1 protein-coding gene is annotated in these 2,642 nt (G+C 74.8%); it reads right to left on the reverse strand.

Annotated features, from left to right (window positions below; genetic code table 11):
* A partial coding sequence (locus HGA02_RS15855; RefSeq protein WP_343035522.1) for a beta-galactosidase occupies positions 1 to 2,532 on the reverse strand: 2,532 nt, incomplete at its 3' end.
* Positions 2,533 to 2,642: the final 110 nt, after the last annotated feature.

Below are 2,642 nucleotides of genomic sequence, written 5' to 3' on the forward strand. Positions count from 1 at the left end.
CTGGTCCGCCGTCCGGGCGACGAGCACGCCGCCGAAGCCGTCGATCCGCTGCACCCGGCCCGGCAGGTCGAGCGCCCAGTAGCGCACGCCGTCGTCGAGCCCGAGGCCGACCAGCTGCGCCGTGCCGTCCGGCGCCAGGCCGGGAGCGAGCACCAGCGCACCGTCCGTCAGCGGCGTCCACGGCATCGGGTCGCCCGCGTCGGACACCCAGCGGACCCGGCCGTCCGACGCGTCCACCACGCCGAACCGCGTCAGACCCGACACCAGCAGCCGCTCGGACACGCGCGCCCGCACGTCGAGCATCGTGTCGGTCGACCACCGCACGCGGCCCGTCCCCGCGTCCACGCCGCGCAGCCGGGAACCGTCGTCCACGACGAGCACGTCGGCCGCCGTGCCGTCGTCGAGCGTGAAGGGCACCGGCAGGCCGTCCACGGCGAAGCGCTCCGCACCGTCCGGGCCGTGCACCTGGCCCCCGCCGACCGTCGCCCACGTCGCGAAGCCCTCCTGCAGCGCCACGACCTGCAGGTTCCGGTACGGCGCCCCCGTCGTCAGGACCGCGCCGTCGTCGACGTCGAGGACCGTCGTGACGACGCCCTCGACGACCACCACGTCGCGCGCGACCGTCGCGTCGGCGACGCGGCTCAACGTGATCGACTCCAGCACGTCCGGCGTCGTGTACGTCCAGCGCACGTCACCGCCGACCCCCGCGCGCCGCTCGGCGACCGCGTGGCCCGCGTCGTCGAGCGTCACCAGCACGACGTCGTCGCCCACGCGGCCCGCCTCGACGAGCGCCTGGTCGACCTCCCACTCCCCGAGCTGCTCGCCGTCGGCCGCGTCGAGCGCGACGACCCGGGTGTGCGCGGGCTCGTCGACCGACGCGTCGTCCGAGTACACGACGCGTGGCTCGGTCACCAGGCACACGACGAGCCCGCCGACGTCCTCCCCGCGGGACGGGCACGCGACGAGGCTGCTCTCGAAGCCGGAGACCTGCACGGGCGCCAGGTCCTGCGACCACAGCGCCGTGCCGTCGGCCGCGTCGTGCGCGGTCACGAGCCACCGACCGTCCTGCGCGGAGACCAGCACCACCGTGCCGTCGGCGGACACCACCGCGCGGAGCCGGTCGGAGAGCCCGTCCGGCGCCAGGTACAGCGTCGGGACGAGCACCACGTCGTACCCGTCGAGCGCCGCCGTCGCGGGCAGCACGTCCACCGGGACGCCCGCGTCGAGCAGCGACCGGTGCAGGCGTCGGGCCTGGTCGAGGTAGCGGACGTCGACCGTCGGGTGCGCCTCGAGCTCGGCGGCCCACCACGCCTGCGTGTCCCACAGCAGCGCGACGCGCGCCTGCTCGACGACGCTCCCCCGCACCTCCGCGAGCCGCCCGAGCGTGGCACCCAGCTCGACGACGTCCCGGAACAGCGCCGAGTCGCGGCCGGCGTGCGGCACCATCCCCGAGTGGTACTTCTCGGCACCCGCCCGGGACTGCCGCCACTGGAAGAACAGCGCGCCGTCGGCGCCGCGCGCGACGTGCTGCAACGAGTTCCGCAGCAGCTGGCCGGGGTTCTTCGCGAGGTTGCGCGGCTGCCAGTTCACCGCGCTCGTCGAGTGCTCCATGACGAGCCACGGCTCACCGCCCGCGAGCCCGCGCACGCGGTCGGCGCTGAACGCGAGCTCCGCCCAGCCGTCCGGGTCCGCCGCCCACAGGTAGTGGTCGTTCGAGACCAGGTCGACGAGCGGCGTCGTGGCCGCGTAGTCGAGCTGGTGGAACTCGCCCATCACCATGTAGTTCGTCGTGACCGGCAGGTGCGGCGTGACCTCGCGCAGCACCGCGGCCTCCGCGGCGAGGTGGTCGACGAACGCGTCGGACGAGAACCGCTCGAAGTCGAGGCGCTGCCCCGGGTTCGGGATCGTCGTCGTGCGCCGCGGCGGCAGCACCTGGTCGAACGACGCGTACCGCTGCCCCCAGAAGGCGGTGCCCCACGCGAGGTTGAGCGCGTCGACGTCGTCGTAGCGCGTGCGCAGCCAGTCGCGGAACGCCGCCCCGGACACGTCGCAGTAGCAGCGCCCGTTGTGGCACGCGAGCTCGTTCGACACGTGCCACATCCGCACGGCCGGGTGCTGTCCGTACCGCTCGGCCAGGACGCGGGCGATCCGCAGCGCGTGCTCGCGCAGCACCGGGCTGCTCGGGCACCACGACTCGCGGCTGCCCTGCGTGTACCGCAGGCCGTCCGCGTCGACCGGCAGCATCTCCGGGTGCTTGAGATGGAGCCACACGGGCGGCGCGGCACTGGGCGTCGCGAGGTCGACGCCGATGCCGTTCTCGTGCAGCAGGTCGAGCACGCGGTCGAGCCACTCGAACCGGTAGACGCCCTCCTCCGGCTCGAGCTCGCCCCACGAGAAGATCCCGACGCTCACGAGGTTGACCCCCGCCTCGCGCATGAGCGCGACGTCCTCCTGCCAGACCTCCTCCGGCCACTGCTCCGGGTTGTAGTCGCCGCCGAACGCGAGGCCCTCGGTGGGCCAGCGCGCGCTCACCGGGTCACCGCCACGAGCACGTCCCACGCGCCGAGCGTCACCGTGGCGCCCGCGTCGAGCGGGCCTCCCGGCTCGTCCGGCGGCGGCGGGTCCGCGGGACGGTCGCCCCG

This window comes from Cellulomonas septica (assembly GCF_012396155.1).
Classification (GTDB): Bacteria; Actinomycetota; Actinomycetes; order Actinomycetales; family Cellulomonadaceae; genus Cellulomonas; species Cellulomonas septica.